Below are 19622 nucleotides of genomic sequence, written 5' to 3'. Positions count from 1 at the left end.
GTCAGGCGGGCATCTGGCCTAATTAAAAAATAAAAATGAACAGATGAAACTGAAGCAGCTTGAAATAAAAGGTTTTAAAAGCTTTGCCGATAAAACCATTCTGAATTTTGATGAAGGGATTACGGGCATTATAGGGCCGAATGGTTGTGGCAAAAGCAATATCATCGATTCTATCCGCTGGGTTATTGGTGAGCAGAAAATTTCACAGCTTAGAAGTGAAAACCTGGAAGCGCTGGTTTTTAACGGTTCCAAAACCCGTTCCGCAAGCGGCCTCGCAGAAGTAAGCCTCACTTTTGAGAATACAAAAAACCTTCTTCCCACAGAATTTAATGAGGTAAGGGTAACACGCCGCTTTTTTAAAAACGGTGAAAGCGAATATCGCCTGAACGATGTGGCCTGCCGGTTAAAAGATATTCATAACCTCTTTCTTGATACCGGCGTAAGCAATGACAGTTATGCTATTATCGAACTGGGTATGGTGGATGATATTATTCGTGATAAGGATAACAGCCGCCGCCGCATGCTGGAACAGGCTGCAGGTATCACTATTTATAAAACAAGAAAGAAAGAAGCCAAACAAAAACTCGATGCAACAGAAGGCGATTTAAACAGGATTGAAGACTTGTTATTCGAAATTCAAAACCAGTTAAAAGTGGTGGAAAGCCAGGCAAAAAAGGCGGAGAAATACCATGAAATAAAAAAAGAATATAAGCTGGTTTCCATTGAGCTGGCTAAAGCTGCTTTGGAAGGTTTCAATCTTACATATAAAAATTTAAATAGGCAGCAGGAAGAAGAAACAGATAAAAAGCATGCATTGGATGCTGAAATAGCAACGGGTGAAGCTGCATTGGAAAAAGACCGCGTTGATTTCCTGGAACAGGAAAAAGCGCTTCAGGAACAACAGCATAATTTTAATGAACTGGTTCAGCAATTGCGTACCAGGGAAAATGAAAAAAACCTTGCCTCACAAAGCCTGCATTTTTTAAAGGAGAAAGATGCTTCATTAAAGGAATTCCTCGAACGCGCCACAGGCCAGTTAAAGAATATTGAAGATTCTATTCAATACACACAATTGCAACACCAGAAAGAAGAAGAAGCATTACAGCAATTGAAAGACAAGCTTGATGCAACCCGTGCAGAAACAGATGCAAAACGCACTTTACTCGATGAGAAACGCTCATCAACCGATAAAGTACGCAGCACGCACCTGCAAACGCAACGCCGGCAGTTTGATGCAGAAAAGAAGCTGGCTGTTGCCGAAACATCTATCCATAATTTGCAGAGAGGCATAGCACAGGTGGAGCAGGAACAGCAGAACCGTTCTTACCAGGTACAGCAGCTCGAAACCGAGGTGGCTGCTAAAACGAAAGGCCTGGAAGAAAAACAACAAACATTACAGCAGTTAAAAGAGCAGCATGAATTAACGCGGCAGCAGATATTGCAGTCGCAGGGCGAATTGGAATCATTGCGGGCAAAGCTTACGGAAGAAAACCGTAAATATGATGCAAAACGTAATGAACATGATTTGTTGAAGAGCCTCGTGGATTCAATGGAAGGCTATCCTGAAAGCGTAAAATTCCTGCATAATAACGGGCAATGGAATTCAAAAGCGCCTATCCTTTCAGATATAATTTATGTGCAGCAGGAATACAGAACGGCGCTGGAAAATGTATTAACGCCTTATCTTAATTATTACATCGTAAACAACCTGCAGGAAGGTTTGCAGGCTGTGGAACTGCTTGATAAAAACAAAAAAGGTAAAGCCAATTTTTTATTGCTTGATAAAATTGCAGGCATCAACATGGTTGCACAACAACCGGAACATACCATTAAAGCAATGGATGTAATTGAGGTGGACGAGCAATATAAAAAGCTTGCAGCGTATTTATTAGGCAATGTATTTATTGCAGAAAATGAAGAAGCCGTGAATAGTGCCGGCAACGGCGTTGTGGTGCTGGAACGTTCGGGCAAATATGTAAAAGGCGAATACACATTGAGTGGCGGCAGCGTTGGTTTGTTTGAAGGTAAAAGAATTGGCCGTGCAAAAAATCTTGAAAAGCTGCGTGAAGAAATTGCAGCGCAGGAAAAAGTTGTGAACGAATTAAAAGCGGCTATTCAGCAGAAACATAACGAAGTTATTGGTTATAACGAGCAGTTGAAAGAAAACCTTATCAAGCAAACCGAGAACGAGATAAACCAGCTCACCAATAATCTTTTTGCTACACGCAACAAGATGGAAAACCTGCAAAACATGCAGCAGAATGCAGCTAACCAGCTTGATGATATGCAGGGCCGTTTGGAAGGCGAACAGGATATTGTAGAAAAACTGCGCGAAGAATTTATTTTACTGAATGAAGAACTAAACGCCACAACGGCTGCAATAAAAGAAGCTGAGGGTGCTTATAAAACTGCCGAGCAGGATTATAGAACTATATCGGGGCTGTTTAATGAAACGAATATTGCGTTTACACGTTTGCAAAGCAAGCTCGCTGCATTGCAGCAGGAAGTAAATTATAAACAGAATCAGTTGAAGGAACTGCATACGCAAATAGAACAGAATAAAACGCAACTGGAAGAAGTGAGCGGCCAGATAACGGAAAGCACTGAAACGCTTGTTTCAACGGAAGAGACTGTACATACTTTATTACGCACAAAAGAAGCGGAAGAAAGGAAGCTGAATGAAGCTGACGCAGCTTATTATCATCAACGCAATGCTTTGCAGGAAAGGGAAAGTTCCTTGCGTCATATAACAAAAAGCCGTGAAATAATCGACCAGCTTTTAACGGAAATAAAAGATAAACTGAGCGAACTGAAATTGAACCTTGCGGGTATGCGTGAACGCCTGCATGTTGAATTTAAGATTGACCTTGATGATATTCTTGATGAGCCGCGTACATCTGATTCAACAACTGAAGATCTGCAGGCTTCTTCAGACCGCATGCGCAAACGCCTTGAAAATATAGGTGAAGTAAACCCTACCGCCATTGAAGCTTTTGTTGAAATGAAAAAACGTTATGAATTTATTATGGAACAAAAGCAGGATCTGGTAAGTGCCAAAGAAAGTTTACTGCAAACCATTGAAGAAGTAGAAGCTACGGCCAACCAGCAGTTTCGCGATACGTTTGATAAAGTGCGTGAGAATTTCCAGCGCGTATTTAAAGCATTGTTTACAGAAGAAGATACAGCCGATTTAATACTTGAAAACCCCGACAACCTTGCTGAAACAGGCATTGATGTGGTGGCAAAGCCTAAGGGCAAAAGGCCATCGAGTATAACGCAGTTAAGCGGCGGTGAAAAAACCTTAACTGCAACCGCATTGTTGTTTGCCATCTATCTTATTAAACCTGCACCCTTCTGTATTTTGGATGAAGTGGATGCACCGCTGGATGATGCCAATGTGGGTAAATTCACCAATATGATACAGCAGTTCAGCGATAACTCGCAGTTTATTATTGTAACGCACAATAAAACCACCATGAGCACAGTGGATGTGATTTATGGTGTTACCATGCAGGAGCCCGGTGTAAGTAAATTAGTGCCGGTGGATTTCAGGAGTTTGAATTAAAGCAAAGTGCAAATAATTTTGTTGTTTATCAAGAAATATAATTCCGGCAATTTTTAAACAACAGTCATTAAATTGCTGCAATGAAGAAACTACTGTTATTCGTTGCAGCATATTTTTTTTGCATAAGCCTGTACGCACAGAAGCCAGCGGTTAATCAACCCACCCCATCATCACGGCAACTGGCATGGCAAAAACTTGATTATTATCTCTTCGTTCATTTTGGCCCCAATACATTTACTGATTTAGAATGGGGGAAAGGCACAGAGCCGGAAGATGTATTCAACCCAACTGATCTTGACTGCGGGCAATGGTGCCGCATTGCAAAGGCAGCCGGCGCAAAAGGCATCATTATCACGGCAAAACATCACGATGGTTTTTGTCTCTGGCCGAGTAAATATTCAACGCACACGGTGGCGCAAAGCAAATGGAAAAACGGTAAGGGTGATGTGCTGCGAGAACTAAGTGATAGCTGCAAAAAATATGATTTAAAGATGGGTGTGTATTTATCGCCATGGGACAGGAACCATCCGCAATATGGAACGCCCGCTTATAATGATGTATTTGTAAACATGATGAAAGAGGTGGTAAATAATTACGGGCCTTTCTTCGAGTTTTGGTGGGACGGCGCCAATGGTGAAGGCCCCAATGGGAAAACGCAGGTTTATGACTGGCAACGTTTTAAACAAACCATGCGCAACATTGCTCCGAATACTGTTGTGTTTAGTGATATAGGCCCCGATGCACGCTGGGTTGGAAATGAAAGAGGTATTGCCGGCGATCCTAACTGGAATACTTTGGATACGATTGGTTTTACACCGGGTGCAGGCGCTCCGAAGCAGGATACACTAAATCATGGGAACGTTAATGGTAAAGCCTGGATTCCTGCCGAATGTGATGTAAGCATAAGGCCAGGCTGGTTTTATCATGCGGAAGAAGATGAAAAAGTAAAATCGCCGGAAGAATTGTTCCAGTTATATCTGAAATCTGTTGGGAGAGGAGCAAATCTTTTGTTGAATGTTCCGCCGGATAGGAACGGGCATTTTAATGCGCATGATTCTGCTGCATTGATTGGGTTCAAAAAATTAAGAGCGGAAAGTTTTGATAAGGCAATAGCCGATAAAAAATTTACTGCAGCTTCATCAACTTATACAATTCAATTTAATGGCAGGCAAAAGCCTAATTGTATTGTGTTGAAGGAAGATATTGCCGCAGGCCAGAAAATAAAATCATTTACTATTCAGCTTCGCTTAAATAATACAACCGTAAAAGAATTGCACGGCAATACAGTAGGTAAGAAAAGGGTTTATACTTTTCCGTCTGTGGAAGCCGACGGCTTTATAGTCAAGATTAATGATGCTAAAGCAACACCCTTGTTAAATGAAATTTCAGCATACAATATTGATGAAAGCTTAATTGAAAAGCCTTAACGGCTGCATTACAATCGTTTGTTGCTTGGCCTTAAACAGGGCAGGAACTTATTAACATACCCGGTAAACAGGAATGATGAAGAAGGTTATTTGAAAAGTGTTACATTTATCTTCTCAATTCTCCGTAATTCTTCACACATAAATTGTATAATATGAAAAAGACTTCTCTCACATCAAAAATTTCCCTGCTTGCAATTGTGTTCAGCGCTCTATCACTCACATCATTCGGCCAGGATAAAAAGAGTATGACTGTTAGCGGCGAAGTATTGGATATGGCCTGTTATTCTTCTTCCGGCGCCAGCGGCGAAGCGCATAAATCCTGCGCTGCAGACTGCATTAAAGCCGGCTCACCCATGGGCATTCTCACAAGCGATGGCAAAGTGTATCTTATTGTCGAAGATCATAATAAGAAAGATGCTTATGCAGAAGCTAAAAAGCATGCCGGCGAACAAATAACAGCTACAGGCACTTTTTCAGACAGGGGTGGTGTAAAGACTTTAATAGTTGATGAAGTAAAGCCAAAGAGTTAGTGTAATATCAATACAACTGTCATAAACAACATCCGTGCCCTGTGTTTTCTTTGTTAGGCCATCCTTCTTGCAACACGTATGCGCGGTGCTTTTATAGCTCCCTCTGCGGGTAGCTTTTAATATTTCCCGCGATACTTTTCTATAATAAGATATAAAAGTAGCGGTCCAGTACTGTTTTGGAAAAAGATGTAGCTGCTCGTGAAAAACGTATTATAGGTGCCGGTTCAACCAGGCATTTCTTATTCCGCGAAACATCAATTCATTCATATTTATTATCAGCCAATGCAACCTTGCCTGATGCCGCTTATCCATGGTTTATAGTTTTACAACCGGATTAAAACAGTTCGTAAAATCTAAACCAAATAACAATGAACGTAAAATTATTATCATCGCTTGCGCTTGTGCTGGCATTGTTGTTTTGCTGTTGCAAAAAAGACAATGATAGCATGACGCCACAGCAGCATGATGAAAATACGGCTACGCCCGCCGGCACGCCAAACGGCGAAGCCGTAACCAAAACAATTGATGAAGCAGGAGGCGAGCTGACGAGTGCTGATGGCCGCCTGAAAATTATTATACCTGCAGGCGCAGTTACGCAGGCAAAAACCTTTAGTATTCAGCCCATAACCAATGAGCTGCCTGATGGCTTTGGTAATGCTTACCGCATCACGCCGCATGGCGAACAATTCAGTAAACCGGTTACCCTTGTTTTTAATTATATGCCGGAAGACACGCTGAATACCATCGCTAACTTTATGGATATAGCTTACCAGGATGAACAGGGCACCTGGCAGGCTGTGCTGAACAGTACACTTGACAGGGCAAAGCGCCGGTTGAGCGTAACCACAACACACTTTAGTGATTGGGGTTATTTCAAAAGCCTGAAACTGGAACCGCAAACTTCAACTGTGGAGCAGGAGGCTGTAATTACATTGAAATTAACAACCCGTTTTCCCCGACTTGATCCCGATGACTCTCCTTCAGGAGATAATACAGCGCCTGTATATACATCACCAAGGCCTTTAAGAATAGACGAAGTAAAAGGCTGGTCATACAGCGGGGAAGGTAGCCTGGATGCTGATGTATCATCAGCCGTGTATGTGGCGCCGGATCATGTGCCGGCTGCAAATCCCGAAGCGGTTAGTGTAAGCATTGATATGCACCGCAAAGGGCAGTTCCTGCTGCTTGCATCTATTACCGTATTGGGCAATAATGGTGTAAAATGGTTACAGGTAGATGAAGATTACAAGAAGGAAGCCAATAATGGAAAGTGTGCACTTTACCTGTATGGTAATTTTGGTAACGACCCCGGCAAAGGCAACCGCAGCGTAGCGATTGACGGCACACCCGCTGAAATTGATCTTTGGTCACCAACCATTCTACGTTGCTTTATTGATAAAACTATTTCCGGCGCCATTGAAATTAAGACCAATGATAAGGTGATAGCCACATCTGTGCTGCGCAAGTTTGAAAGTAATTTTTTATACACACGCTATCATGGCGGCCTGTTAAATTCAGGCAACCCGGATGCTTTGAAAGAAACCGCAAAATTTCATTTGGTGTATCGTGGTTTTGGTGATGCCTGCCCCGCTGATGTGGACCCGTTGTTTGAATTTGATGGCGGGCTTGCCGTGGGGTCTGAGGTAGATTATACACTGTCGGGGAAAGCATCTATAACAGCTTTTGCCGGGTCAGATCACTGCGAAGTAACCACGAGCGTGGCATTGCCGGGCGCCACCGGCTGGAAGCCATTAAGCACGCCATCAGCTATTGGTTTATATCTTTTCATAACGCACGTGCAGGCAGTGAAAGATGGCATTATCGTGCAAATAGATTTCAGTGCCGATGATGTACAGGAAAATGTTCGGGTAAAGCGAACAGATTGTAACGGTTCTTATCTCGATCCGCCAAAAACCCTTGGTGTAAGTTTCGAAGGATTTAATATGAAGCCTATTGAATTGAAATTTTATGGCACCCATGAGCTGGCTTTAAAAAACGGCGATAAAATAAACAGTACGCCTTTAAGTTCAGGCATACTTACTGAAGCATGGGATAATACTGCCGGCGATCCCACTCAATATGAAAGCGATGGTTTTGTGCCGGCAAGTTTTGAGAATACTTATTAATTGCAAAGAAATATAGAATAACGTCCGGCTAATTGCCGGGCGTTATGTGCATTAAAAGGATGGATCTTATACAATTATTTGCCGTAAACATGCGCTACAATGCCGCCGGGGAAAGGCTTTGTTTCCAATAACTTCAGGTCTATTGGAAGCTGGACACTAGTGAAAATAGGTAGCCCTGCGCCCAAAACTACGGGATGGGTATTCAAATGATATTCATCAATAAGCCCTGTTGCTATAAGGCTTTGCATAAACCCTGCGCCACCGAGTGCCAGGATGGGCTTACCCTCTCCCAATTTAAGTTCCTCTATTTCTTTAGTGAGATCGCCATTAAAAATTTTCGCCGTTGCCCAGGAAGCTTCGGCGGGGGATAGTTCTTTACCGGGTGGCACATCAATTCCTTCATAACCACTTTTGGTAAATACGCCTTTGGGTATGGTGTTCATTGGTACGGCAAAAGGACCGGGCGCCGTTGGCCAGTAAGGCGACATATTCTCAAACGATTTTCTGCCCATGATGATAAGGCTTGCATCATAGCTTCGCCCGAGGCTCCAGCTTCTTGAAGTTTCATCAGAGCTTCTGAAAATCCAGTCTGCTTTTCCATTAGAGTCAGCAACAAAACCATCAACGGTTATTGACATTTTCATAATCAGTTTTCGCATAGTGCATTATTTATTTTTCAAAACTAAACTGCACGTTCAAAACTGGCAGTGGCTAAATGCGACGTTTAAAGGTATGATTGCGCCTTTTGCTTCAAGCATCAAAAATGTTTTTTCCCGCACACCTTTTGGCAAAGCCGGGACAAAAACTGCGTTGCGGGAAAAGTAAAAAATATAGCTGTCACGAAATACAATGCAGCGTTTACATGTATGCAGTTATCTCCTATACTGCAATTTTGTTTTTTTACAACATGATTTTAAACAATCAGGTAACAACTACCTGGTGTTTAAGGCAATCAAACTAACTTCTTATTAAGCCTCTTATGCTTAACACTGCTTAAAAAACATAAAACGATTGTTTATGACTAAAATCATTGAATTCAGCCATTGCGGAGAACAAATACGTTCTGTCGCCATTTTTAATTTTGAATCATCAGGATGTTCTGTAATGATAATGCCTTACGCGCATAAAGATGAACTTGGAAACTCAATTGTGATTATCCGTAAAGATCACCACTGGCAAAGCGAAGCGCCCATTGCCACTAAGCACAAAACCACTTACCGCAATATTCTCAGGCAGCTTAGTTTACTGGTTGGCCCCTATAAGAATTAAGTATTTCAGATGAAGGCTGCAGCTTACTGCTTTTGTCTTAATACTTATCATATTATCCAGAGGCCGTTGTAAACCAGAAGTGCCCGAAACCTTTGTAGAAAAGATAAATCATGAGGCACATGCCAACCTTATTGGCGCCTGTATATTTAATAGTATAGTTACCCGTTGGTATAGTTTCTTCTTGCTTTAGTGAGCGCCATCTTTATTGCTGAATTATAATTCCGCATAAATGAAAGAAATAAAATTACCCCAAAACATTTTTATTATATCTTAAGCCGGTAAATATCATATCTCAAAAAATCAACTGTTCAAACGATGCATGATAACCGATACGGCTGCGATGAAACTGAAGTAAAACATTATACCTGCAGCAAAATACAAACGCATCTCACCATAAACGGCGATTTAAGCAAACAGGAATGGGTGAATGCAGTTAAATCGCCGCGGTTTGTAGATATGACTGATGGCAGCCCGGCTTTTTATGATACCCGTTGCGCTGCTCTCTGGAATGACGAATACCTGTACATTGCTTTTTGGGCAGAAGAGCCTTATGTGGCAGCCTCTATAACAGAACGTGACGGGATTATATTTCGTGAAAATGATCTTGAGGTATTTATTGATGGGGGTGATTGTTATTATGAACTGGAAATAAATGCGCTGAATACTGTGTACGAAGTTTTTTTTATATGGAAAGATGCTTATAAAAAAGGTGGAAAATTTGATGTTCCTGCTTTTGATGTGTATAAAGAAAAGGCTTACACTTTTGGCGGGAATGATGACCGCCGGGAAGATTCATTTTGGACGGGACGCCATCCAAGAGGTGTTAAATGGGCCTTTTTGGATTACGATATGGAAGGGCTGCAAACGGCCGTACAAATTGATGGTAAAATAAATGACCCTAATCACGTAGATAAAGGCTGGACACTGGAAATAGCTATTCCCTGGAAAAGCATGCATTGGCTGGCCGATGGCAGGCCGTTGCCGCCGGCAGAAGGCGATACGTGGCGCATTTTTTTTGGCCGCTTTCAAAAACTTATGTCGGGCGGAAAGGAAATACAACCGCATCCTGCATGGGCGTTTAATAAGCACGGTATTAGCGATACGCACGTACCTGAATGTTTTACTTTCGTGCATTTCACGGCCAAAGATCAACTGTAAAGTTTGCATCCTGTAAAGCCTGCAGTTTTTATTCAACACTCAGAATACAATGTGAGTGTAGAACAGGAGCACTTTGATCCGTAAATATTTATGAAAGGAATCCTTTAAATACAGTCTGCAATAAAATAAAACAGCGTTAAGTGCAGCGCTCGCTTGGATGCAATTATAATTTTGCCTGGGTCGTATCTGTAGGTACCGGGTTAGCAGGCATCGCATGTAAGCTATCAGCCGCAGCTTTTTGTTTCTGCTGGAAAGCATATCTTTTATACGCTTTTATTTCGCCGGCGTAATATTGTGTTGGCCAATCTTCATCTTTATCCATAATCGCTATCAAATCGCTGTCATTTTTTGGAACATCAATTGACTGATTGTTTATATACAGAGAGTCGTAATGGTTTAACCTGTTTTGCAGCGCTATTATATGCGCTTTGGCTTTGCTTTTTATATCCGTTTCTTTTACACGCAACACAGTTACCTTTAACCCGGCTATCTTTTCCTGTGTTATAGATTGTTCAATAATTTTTTCCTGTTTTTCCTGGCGGCTGCCGCCTGCAATGGCTATAATGCCATGCGCTGCCACCTTTGCTGCATTTACACCCAGTTGGGCAGCGATATTATTTGTTGGAAGCAAATCCAGCAAAACCATTATAAAAAAAAACTTGCTTAATAGTTTCATTCAGCGTTGTTTTAAGATGGGGTTAATGAATGCTGCATGTTTTTACCTGTATCAAGCGAATCAGAATTGAATAAATATAAGAGAAAAATTTTTTATAAAACAAATTATGTAATGAAGAATAGGTTTAAGTCTCGTTTAATCTCCATCATAATAAAACACAATCCTGGCATTTGTTTTCATATCCGTTTTTACAGATAACCTGTAACTCTGCTTTCCTGCCGTTACCCGCATTAATGCAGAGTTTGGCGGAATGCTGCCAAGATTTTCCGCTACCAGCACAAATTCATGTTCTCTGGTTGTTGCATCAGCATGAATTTTTAACGTAATTGGTTTTTTATCCAGCATTTCGTTGCTTACAATAAGCGTGTCGTTATGATATACGCTAACCCTGTCGCCATCAATTTCAGCGTTATCAAACAATTCAATCAAAATATCCGGCGAAGTAATGTGATAGGTTCCCAGCAATACGCTGGTACGGGCGGTAAGTGCTTTGTCAGAAGAAGTGCTGTCGGTTGCCGGCGGCGGAACAGCTTTTGCCAAAGCTGCCTGCTGCAGGGAATCATCATGTTGTTGTTGTTTACGCACTGCCGCTAAAGAATCATTTATTTGCTCTTGCCTTATTCTTGCCATATTATCCAGTGAATCCTGTATGCGCTGCTGTTCTTTTTGTTTTGCAAGATTGAGCGAGTCGGTTATTTCCTGCTGCCGCTTATTTTTTTGTACAAGCAGGATGGAATCAGCGATTTGCTGCTGCCTTATTCTTGCCACATTATCCAGTGAATCCTGTATGCGCTGCTGTTCTTTTTGTTGTACGAGATTGAGTGAATCAGTTATTTCCTGTTGCCGTTTATTTTTTTGTGCAAGCAGGATGGAATCGGCAATTTGTTTCTGCCTTATTCTTGCCACATTATCCAGCGAATCCTGTATGCGCTGCTGTTCTTTTTGTTGTACGAGATTGAGTGAATCCGTTATTTCCTGTTGCCGCTTATTTTTTTGTACAAGCAGGATGGAATCGGCAATTTGTTGCTGCCTTATTCTTGCCACATTATTTAAGGAATCTTTCGTACTTTTCTCTTTTTCTGCTGTACTTATTGCGGCGTTGGAAACAACATCGTTTTTTAAAGGTTCATTATTATCGCTGGAGGCAACCGGGACATCTTCCCGTGGCCGGCGTGGCTGGAAGCCGATAATATCTGAAGGCCTTCCAAACCGGTCAACAAGGTAACGTTGCGTGGCGCTGTCATATTCAGTAAGTAACCGGTAAAAGAAAGTTTCACCATTGCATCTTTCATCACAGTCTGAAATGCTGTTAACTAAAACAAGGCTGTCTTGTTTTATAACTATTTTAGTTACGGGAGCGCATGCAGAACAATCATAACCCTGTTTGGTTTCCTGTCCTTCACTATGCAGCACTTCTCCATCCTCCAAATACAATCCTCTTCCCCTGAAAGCGCCGGATATGGCAATGGTGGTTGTATGATTACTGATGCCAGATGTTTTGGTGCCGCTGAAGCTTCCGCCAGAAACATTATCAATCTGAATTATTCCACCTGTGCCCTTCCATGTACCCATCATCCAGCTCACAGATTGTGCATGTGTTATCGTGCAAAAAAAAATGAATAAAGCAGGCAGTATTAATTTTTTGCGCATTACCGTTACAGGGTTTTGCCGGATATTTAAGAAAGGTTTAAAAATAGGAACCATCTGCAAAAAAGAATTAATGCTAAAGTAACAGAATAAAGAAACAATTTCACGTTCAGGCTATGTTATTTGTGTGCATGCCTGCACAATCCCGGTTTGTGTTTTTATGGGATGCAGGTATTATTTGATGTAATGGATAACCGTGTTTTCTTTCAATTTAAATTGAATAACATTAAGTGCATCTTGATGCCGGCATTGGTATTTAACGGCAAATATTTGGCACAATGATGTATGATGATGGAATCATAGCTGGCGCATCAAAAGGCCGGTCAAACAAACCAGGCACTTTTGGTTTCTAAACTTCGATAAACGTGTGAAAACAAGGCTGTAGCAGTTTATTTAGCTTAAACCAATAAACATAAATTTCGCTGCTTTACTGGTTAATTATAGGAGTTTTTTTAGTTTTATCATCTTTAAAAAAATAATGATCATGGCAAAAAAAATATTAATGCTTGCAGGCGATTTCGTTGAAGATTACGAAGTAATGGTGCCATTCCAGGCCTTGCTGGCCGTTGGCTTTGAAGTACACGCTGTTTGTCCCGGCAAAAAAGCAGGTGAAACAGTGGCAACAGCTATCCACGATTTTATTGGTTTTCAAACCTATGCTGAATTGCGTGGGCACAATTTTACACTAACCGCAACTTTTGATGAGATAGATGTGACCAGTTACGACGGGTTATATATCTGCGGCGGGAGAGCGCCGGAATATATCAGGCTTAATGCTAAAGTTATTGAATACACAAAGCATTTCTTTGAAACAAATAAACCGGTTGCCGCTATTTGTCATGGCATACAAATATTAACAGCAGCAGATGTGGTAAAAGGCAGAACATTAACGGCCTATCCTGCAATTGGCCCAGACATTGTTCGTGCAGGCGGCACCTGGAAAGATATACCGGTTAATGAAGCTATTACCGAAGGCAATCTTACATCTTCCCCTGCGTGGCCCGGTCATCCTGCCATATTAAGGGAGTTTTTCAAATTATTAGGCGTTACTATCAGCGGTGTATAATTTGCCTTTAACTTCAGATTATCATTTCTGCAAAACATACCAATGAATTTTAAAAAAATAGCTGCCGGAGCAGCCACCGGTCTTATTGCAAGTAATACAATTATTGGCCTGGGTGATGGCGCTGCAATAGGGTATATGGTTGAAGCTTTAACGGCAAATAAAAACAATTCACTTACACTTTTCACTTCTTCCTTCTCTACAAAAAAATTATTAGAAGATGCTGGCTTTACCGTGAATGATATAGCAACTGTAAACGCTTTGGATATTTATTTTGATGGGTGCGATCAGTTTGACAAAAACCTGAATGCCCTTAAGAGCGGCTCAGGCATTCATACCACGGAAAAATTACTGGCTTCAATGGCCGGGCAATTTATTTTAGTAGGCGATGCCTCAAAATATGTTGATGCGTTGCAAACAAAATACCCGGTTGTTATTGAAGTAATTCCTGATTCTATACAATATGTACAGGAGCAGGTGCATACAATTTTCCCTTTTTGTAAAATGCAGGTTCGTGAAAGCAGAACCCGTTATTCAAATTTGCTGATTGATATTTGGTTTGATGAATTTCCTGAATTATCTATCCTTAATCCTGCTTTAAAAAATATTACAGGCGTGCTGGAATCATCGTTGTTTTATAACATGGCGCATAAAGCCGTTATAGCTGGTGAAAATGGTTTGCGTATTATAGAAAAACAAGAATATTCATCTTGAATATATTTTCTTTCTCTGCAAAAATTCTTTTAGTAAAGCCTGTCACCTGAAAGCAATGCACCGCTTAACCCTTTGGTCATTCTATATCGCCGTTCAGCAACTGTAACATTTCAACCCGTTTTTCGTTAAGTAATTTACTAAACATATAAAATTTTCACATGGCACAATTTTTCATCGACCTGCCAAACAACAGGCAGGGAAACGTTAGAACAGGTATTAAGCGTAAAGAACAAAAAAGCTTTCTGCATTTGCTGATGCCCTGGAAAAAAATTGATAAAGAAGAGAAGCTTGCTTATATAATAGAAGTAAATCCTGTAGATGATATTCGTGAGTACCGTTTGCTGAAAACGAGAGATGGAAAATGGTTGCAGGAAGGCGAAGATAAATGGCTTTGCGAAGGTGATGGCAAACTGAACCTGCTTATTAAAAAAGCGATTGATGAATACGAAAGCAACATTCGTAAAACGGCTTAATAATAATACCTTAAGTGTTCTTTTCTCTTTTGTTTGGGCGTGTGCTATCAAACCCAACAAACAATTATAATTATCAGCCAAGCGTTTTTCTCAAACTCCGAAAAAACCGGGTTGGTATTTTCTGCACACAAAGTACAACTTGTATTTAGGCAGGCATTTTGCCCTGCTTTACCTAAAGTTTGTATATGCCTGAAGGCCCGTCTATATTACATATCAGGAATCAGCTGCTGCCATTCAAAAACAGAGTTGTTAAAAAAGCGGGCGGCTATGGGCCAATGCCTGCCGAATGGATAAATGGAAAAAAATTACTCGATATTCAAACATGGGGAAAGCACTTATTGCTGTTGTTTGCAAACGGAACGGTAAGGGTGCACCTGGGTTTATTTGGAGACATATTAATCAATGAACGTAAAAAAGTTAACCGTTCATTTTTTCTTGAATTTACCAACAGTGAAATAAATGGTTATGTGGTGCATGCAGAAAAATTGAAGGCGCCTGCTTCGGAAGTGTATGACTGGCGCACTGATATTTTAAGTAAAGATTTTGATAGGGCCTATGTGAAAAAGTTGCTGAAAACACAAAACGGAAAAACTATCGGTGATGTATTGATGAACCAGCAAATTTTTACCGGCGTTGGCAATATTATCCGCAATGAGGTTTTGTATTTGGCGGGCATTCATCCGCAAAGTATTGTTGGAAAAATACCGGCAGTAAAAATTACAGCACTTATAAAAGAAACAGTGAAATATGCAAAGCAGTGGTATAAAGTTATAGAAAAGAATAAGCACCTGCATTTTTCCGTATATCGCCGGCAATATGCCGATGATGGGAGTGAGGTGACAATGAAAATTTTAAATTCAAAACGTAAAATTTTTTTCAGCGAATACAGGCAGCGATTATATGAGTAATAATATAGTAAGCCGGCCTTACTGCACTAAAAACTGGCTGTGGATATAATCCACCACATCGCTGAAATTCTGACGCTGGTTATATACATCAATCTGCCTGTCAGCGCCCGTTCCCTGCTCCAGCATTTTATGTACATACTCAATAGCGTAGCGGCTGCCTAATTCATCCACCACATCATCTACAAAATCCAGCAATTCATAAATCAGCACACGTGTATTTACTTCCGATTCTTTACCAAAATCAATCAGGCTGCCATCAATGCCATAGCGGCTGGCACGCCATTTATTTTCGTTCACCAAAGCGCGTTGATAAATGATGAAGTTGAGATTTTGCAATCGCAGTTTATACAGCTTGGCACAAATAGCCTGGAACAAAGCAGCGATGGCAATGGTTTCATTGATGGTCATGGGCACATCGCAAATCCTGAACTCAACTGTATTAAAAAAGGGGTGTACGCGTAAATCCCACCATATTTTTTTTGCGTTATCAATGCAGTTGGTTTTTATGAGCAGGTTCACATAATTATCATACGATTCTATGCTATCGAAAAATTCAGGGATTCCAGTTCGCGGAAATTTATCAAAAACCTTGGTGCGATAAGATTTATAACCCGTAATCCTTCCTTCCCAAAAAGGAGAATTTGTGCTTAACGCATAAACGTGCGGCAAAAAATAACGCGCCGAATTAGCTATATGAATAGCCATTTTGCGGTCTTCCATTCCCACATGCACGTGCAAACCGAAAATAAGATTGCTGCGGGCAGCTTCCTGCAGCTCATTCACTATTTGGCTGTAACGTACGTGATCGGTTATCAACTGTCTTTCCCAGTGGCTGAATGGGTGCGTGCCGGATGCGCCCATCCAAAAGCCATTGCTTTCGGCTATTTGTGAAATTACCGTGCGCAATGTGGTCACATCACGCTGGGCTTCTTCAATATCCTTGCAAATGTCGGTGCCCACTTCCACAACAGCCTGGTGCATTTCGGCCTTCACCTTATCCTTAAGCATTTTATGCCCTTCGTTTACAATCTTCTGTTCATGGCTTTTTAATTCCCTTGTCTCGGGATCAACAACCATGTATTCTTCTTCAATGCCAAGGGTAAAATGATTATAATTGATGTGTGGCATAGTTAGTTTTTAAAAATGTCTCTTATTTCAATGTTTAATTCAGGCATAAAATGCGGCGAAATGGTTTTTCCGGCATACATTTTACGCCAAACTTTCGATCTTTTCTCAACAAGGCGTACACCAAAAGGTGCTATAAAACAAAGCCGGGTTTATCCTGCAAAAAGTTTTTAATCTGCATTGCCGGGCTCGTTGCAACAACCTGTATTTGACACGGCCTGCTTGAATGTTTTGCCTTTGAACAATTCATGCTTCAAACTTCCATTGTAAATAACCAGGATGAGCATAAATATAACCCGGTGAAAGTTTCTTAATATTGGTTACTTCGCCGTCATCATCCATTATCGTGAACATAAAATATGTTTATGAAATTAGCGTTTGCTTATCAGCGCTTCTTTTTACATATTCACCCCAGGTAAGGTTGTCTTTTCCTTCTTCATTTGACTGCGCCTTTTCAATTGCATAATCAGCAGCCGTTTCTACCACCCATGCAAAATTTTCTTCACCCACACTATTCCGGTCTGCATCAGGTGCGGGGTTGCAGAAATCTATTGCATACGGAACGCCATCACGCAGTGCAAGTTCTACCGTATTAAAATCGTAGCCAAGATATTTATTAATGCGCAATACAATATCTTCCATCTCTTTCAGCTTTTCTGCGCTGGGTGTAAAACCTGCAACATAACGCAGATGATGCGGGTTGCGTGGCTCATAAGGCATTATGCGCACATGCTTGCCGCCTATGCAATAACAACGATAATATTCTTCAAATACAATTTCCTCCTGCAGCAGCATTACCAACTGGCCTGTTTCATTATGCCTGGCATAAAAGTCTTCTTTATCATTCAGCTTATAAACATTTTTCCATCCTCCGCCAGCAAATGGTTTCATGTAAGCAGGAAAACCGATATAATTAAAAATGCTTTCCCAATCTAAAGGATATGCAAGATTTGAAAAAGAATCGCCTGTGGTATCTGTGGGTAAATCGTAAGAAGGCAGGATTACAGTTTTTGGAACGGGCACATTTATTTTTGTCGCAAGGCAGTTATTGAAAAACTTTTCATCAGCGCTCCACCAGAATGGATTATTGATAACGGCCGTTCCTGTTAAGGCCGCATTCTTTAAAAAAGCGCGGTAAAAAGGCACGTCTTGGCTTATGCGATCTATTATAACAGCATAACCGCAGGGCTCTCCCTGCATTACCTTATCTATATACACGGGTTCTGCTGTTATGCCATCAATATTTTTGCTGTTTACTCTTTCTATAAATGCCTCAGGAAAGGTTCTTTCTTTACCGAATAAAATACCGATCTTATTCATACAATTAAATGTTTGGAGTGAATAAAAATGAGTGCTGACACGGATAACTTTGCGCTGTTAATTTTTATTGAAGATAATAGCTTCAAATTAAACTATCATAAACAAAAGCGGTTTATTTTTTACGGTTGAAATTATTAATGCCGGGCCAGGCGGTTGATGTTAATCTTTATAGACGATGGAATTAATAAACTAATATTTTTAAATGCAACCAGCTTAATGTTTGTAAAAGCCCGGATTTATTTGTGCCGATGTTTGGCAAACAAATACTATAGTCAAAGCAATACAATAAATAAGCTGGTTGCGGGCAAATATGATGTTGCCTTTATTGATCTAAGTAATACCAATGGCTTTACTTCTTTGCAAGAAACTTTTCCAGCATCACGTTCACAATTTCGTTCCAGCCACCGTTAAAGCTTGTAATTGCAAAATCAGGCCCGTTTTCTGCAAAGCTTTCCAAGCCTTCATGTGTAAGTTTTAAACGTGTTGTATTACCTTCTTCAAATAATTCAAACGTTACAACTGAATAACCGGGATAACCTTTATACACCCAGCTATACTGTAATTTTTTATTGGGAATAACTTCCAGCACCTTGCATGCATGCACATATTCTTCTCCTTTGCTGCCTTGTCCTGCAAAGCTGAATTCAAATCCTTTTTCGGGTTTAAAATCGCTTACATTAAAATACCATTTACGCATTTCTTCTTTATCAGTTAAGGCGTTCCAAACCTGTTCTACAGGTGCGTTATACAGTTTTTCAACCGTTACAATACCATTACCCATGTTATTTGTTTTAGTGATTAATGATTATTTTTTTACCGCTTTGGCGTTCAGCACATCTTCCAGCTTTTTAAGTTTTGTTTGCCAGAAACTGTCAAAATAATTTATCCATTGCTGAACAGCATTAAACCCATCCTGTTTTAATACGCAATGCCGCTGCCTTCCTATAGTTTGAATGGATATAAACCCGCCATTGTATAATACCTTTATATGCTTTGAAACGGCAGGGCGGCTCATATCAAAATTTTCAGCCAGCGCATTAATAGTTAAACTTTCTTTTGAAAGCAATTGCAATATCTGCCGCCGGCTGGGATCGGCAATTACCTGGAAAACATCAGGCGTTTGTTGTGCCATGTTGTGCAGTCTTTATTAGTTCATTTATTTCTTTAATATTCTTCAGCCACCCGGCATCCATAGCCATAAACATGCTTACATCTGTTTCCCTGAAACCCGTGTGGTTTAATTCAAGTTCCGTTCCGTTGTCTTTTTCATGCAATGTCCATTCTACAATTGAATCAAGCCTGATTTCATCAGCGCCCCCACCGCCTTTCCATGAATAAACCAGCTTTTTAAATGGGATTACTTCCAGCACTTTGCAGTATATAATGCCGTCAAAATTATGATTGGGTAAGGCGCGGGTAGTAAATTTAAAATCGTGGCCAACCACCGGCTTAAAATCATTTTTCATAAGCCATTGCTCAATTAATTCAGCCTTGGTAAGATAACCCCACACAATATTTGGCGGGAATGAAAAGAAAACTTTGTGATGAATACTGTTTTGCATGATATGTAACTTTTAGGTTACGCAAATATATTGAGTAACTTTTTAGTTACACAGCTTTT

General features: G+C 40.6%; 18 protein-coding genes. 10 read left to right on the top strand and 8 right to left on the bottom strand.

What is annotated here, in order from left to right:
- The first annotated feature begins 43 nt into the window (after positions 1–43).
- From smc to ACTHN6_RS06315, 4 genes are all read left to right on the top strand, one after another.
- Positions 44–3565, top strand: coding sequence for a chromosome segregation protein SMC (smc, locus tag ACTHN6_RS06330; protein WP_440434885.1), 3522 nt, complete (start codon positions 44–46; stop codon positions 3563–3565).
- 80 nt (positions 3566–3645) lie between these two features.
- Entirely contained in the window at positions 3646–4992 is a 1347-nt protein-coding gene (locus ACTHN6_RS06325; RefSeq protein ID WP_440434884.1) for an alpha-L-fucosidase, read from the top strand.
- Between the two features lie 152 nt (positions 4993–5144).
- Positions 5145–5522, top strand: coding sequence for a hypothetical protein (locus ACTHN6_RS06320; protein WP_440434883.1), 378 nt, complete (start codon positions 5145–5147; stop codon positions 5520–5522).
- Between the two features lie 368 nt (positions 5523–5890).
- Positions 5891–7648, top strand: a complete 1758-nt coding sequence (locus ACTHN6_RS06315; protein WP_440434882.1) for a hypothetical protein — start codon at positions 5891–5893, stop codon at positions 7646–7648.
- A 74-nt stretch (positions 7649–7722) separates the two neighbouring features.
- Here ACTHN6_RS06315 and ACTHN6_RS06310 read toward each other — a convergent pair whose 3' ends face one another.
- The gene (locus ACTHN6_RS06310) at positions 7723–8307 is read right to left on the bottom strand and encodes a dihydrofolate reductase family protein (RefSeq protein ID WP_440434881.1); all 585 of its coding nucleotides are present in this window, start codon (positions 8305–8307) and stop codon (positions 7723–7725) included.
- 358 nt (positions 8308–8665) lie between these two features.
- Here ACTHN6_RS06310 and ACTHN6_RS06305 point away from each other — a divergent pair, with 358 nt between their 5' ends.
- Both ACTHN6_RS06305 and ACTHN6_RS06300 read left to right on the top strand, forming a co-directional pair.
- Entirely contained in the window at positions 8666–8917 is a 252-nt protein-coding gene (locus ACTHN6_RS06305; RefSeq protein ID WP_440434880.1) for a hypothetical protein, read from the top strand.
- Between the two features lie 315 nt (positions 8918–9232).
- Positions 9233–10075 carry a carbohydrate-binding family 9-like protein gene (locus tag ACTHN6_RS06300; protein ID WP_440434879.1) on the top strand — a complete coding sequence of 281 codons (843 nt, stop codon included), beginning with the start codon at positions 9233–9235 and terminating at the stop codon, positions 10073–10075.
- Between the two features lie 163 nt (positions 10076–10238).
- On the opposite strand, the gene ACTHN6_RS06295 is transcribed toward ACTHN6_RS06300, so the two are convergent.
- Positions 10239–10751: a hypothetical protein gene (locus ACTHN6_RS06295; RefSeq protein WP_440434878.1), complete on the bottom strand. Its 513-nt coding sequence runs from the start codon at positions 10749–10751 to the stop codon at positions 10239–10241.
- A 135-nt stretch (positions 10752–10886) separates the two neighbouring features.
- Positions 10887–12455, bottom strand: a complete 1569-nt coding sequence (locus ACTHN6_RS06290) for a hypothetical protein (RefSeq protein WP_440434877.1) — start codon at positions 12453–12455, stop codon at positions 10887–10889.
- A 427-nt stretch (positions 12456–12882) separates the two neighbouring features.
- Between ACTHN6_RS06290 and ACTHN6_RS06285 the strand changes: the two genes are divergently transcribed.
- The 4 genes from ACTHN6_RS06285 (at position 12883) to ACTHN6_RS06270 (ending at position 15556) form a co-directional block, all read left to right on the top strand.
- Positions 12883–13464: a DJ-1/PfpI family protein gene (locus ACTHN6_RS06285; protein ID WP_440434876.1), complete on the top strand. Its 582-nt coding sequence runs from the start codon at positions 12883–12885 to the stop codon at positions 13462–13464.
- Between the two features lie 42 nt (positions 13465–13506).
- Entirely contained in the window at positions 13507–14175 is a 669-nt protein-coding gene (rpiA, locus tag ACTHN6_RS06280; RefSeq protein WP_440434875.1) for a ribose 5-phosphate isomerase A, read from the top strand.
- 158 nt (positions 14176–14333) lie between these two features.
- Positions 14334–14648, top strand: a complete 315-nt coding sequence (locus tag ACTHN6_RS06275) for a hypothetical protein (protein WP_440434874.1) — start codon at positions 14334–14336, stop codon at positions 14646–14648.
- A 185-nt stretch (positions 14649–14833) separates the two neighbouring features.
- Positions 14834–15556: a DNA-formamidopyrimidine glycosylase family protein gene (locus tag ACTHN6_RS06270; protein ID WP_440434873.1), complete on the top strand. Its 723-nt coding sequence runs from the start codon at positions 14834–14836 to the stop codon at positions 15554–15556.
- A gap of 18 nt (positions 15557–15574) precedes the next feature.
- Here ACTHN6_RS06270 and ACTHN6_RS06265 read toward each other — a convergent pair whose 3' ends face one another.
- From ACTHN6_RS06265 to ACTHN6_RS06245, 5 genes are all read right to left on the bottom strand, one after another.
- Positions 15575–16684, bottom strand: coding sequence for a carboxylate-amine ligase (locus ACTHN6_RS06265; protein ID WP_440434872.1), 1110 nt, complete (start codon positions 16682–16684; stop codon positions 15575–15577).
- A gap of 360 nt (positions 16685–17044) precedes the next feature.
- A complete protein-coding gene (locus tag ACTHN6_RS06260) occupies positions 17045–18001 on the bottom strand; it encodes an ATP-grasp domain-containing protein (RefSeq protein ID WP_440434871.1) in 957 nt (318 codons plus the stop codon).
- Positions 18002–18350: 349 nt separating this feature from the next.
- On the bottom strand, positions 18351–18782 hold the full coding sequence (locus ACTHN6_RS06255) for an SRPBCC family protein (protein WP_440434870.1): 432 nt from the start codon (positions 18780–18782) through the stop codon (positions 18351–18353).
- Positions 18783–18806: 24 nt separating this feature from the next.
- Positions 18807–19133 carry an ArsR/SmtB family transcription factor gene (locus ACTHN6_RS06250; RefSeq protein ID WP_440434869.1) on the bottom strand — a complete coding sequence of 109 codons (327 nt, stop codon included), beginning with the start codon at positions 19131–19133 and terminating at the stop codon, positions 18807–18809.
- Positions 19114–19563: an SRPBCC family protein gene (locus tag ACTHN6_RS06245; RefSeq protein WP_440434868.1), complete on the bottom strand. Its 450-nt coding sequence runs from the start codon at positions 19561–19563 to the stop codon at positions 19114–19116. The genes ACTHN6_RS06250 and ACTHN6_RS06245 overlap by 20 nt, the downstream gene beginning before the upstream one ends.
- Positions 19564–19622 lie beyond the last annotated feature (59 nt).

It is taken from the genome of Parafilimonas sp. (genome assembly GCF_051953455.1).
Taxonomy (GTDB): Bacteria; Bacteroidota; Bacteroidia; order Chitinophagales; family Chitinophagaceae; genus Parafilimonas.
Note: the sequence above shows the minus strand (reverse complement) of the source record. Positions and strands in the feature narration are given on the sequence as shown.